This window comes from Massilia sp. 05N420, assembly GCF_056397205.1.
Genome location: NZ_JBFTMX010000236.1, coordinates 1 through 393, shown reverse-complemented (window position 1 = coordinate 393; position 393 = coordinate 1). Strand labels below are relative to the sequence as shown.

Annotated in this window: 1 protein-coding gene; it reads left to right on the top strand. The window is 64.1% G+C overall.

Features of this window, described 5'->3' with window-relative positions; genetic code table 11:
- On the top strand, window positions 1-393 hold a 393-nt coding region (locus tag AC1DIX_RS28125), incomplete at both ends, for a glutathione S-transferase N-terminal domain-containing protein (protein WP_477328664.1).

Here is a 393-nt window from a genome sequence, read left to right as displayed (position 1 = left end):
CCTCACCACTTTCGATTGGGTTCCCGATCTGCCGCGCGGCTATGTGCGCGACATCCGCGTGCGCTGGGCGCTGGAGGAGGCGGGATTGCCCTATCGCGTTGCGGGCATACCCTTTGCAAAGCGCGACGCGCAGCATTTCGCGAATCAGCCGTTCGGCCAGGTGCCGTGGCTGACCGATGGCGATCTCTCGATCTTCGAAAGCGGCGCGATCCTGCTGCATCTCGGCAGCAAGAGCGAAGCGCTGATGCCAGGTGGCGCGAAGGGCCGCAGCGAGGCGCTGGAATGGCTGTTTGCGGCGCTCAACTCCGTCGAGGCGGCAAGCCTGCCCTGGACGATCATGATCTTCTCCGGGCAGGATGGCGACATGCCGGCTTGGAAAAGCCTGGATTCCTT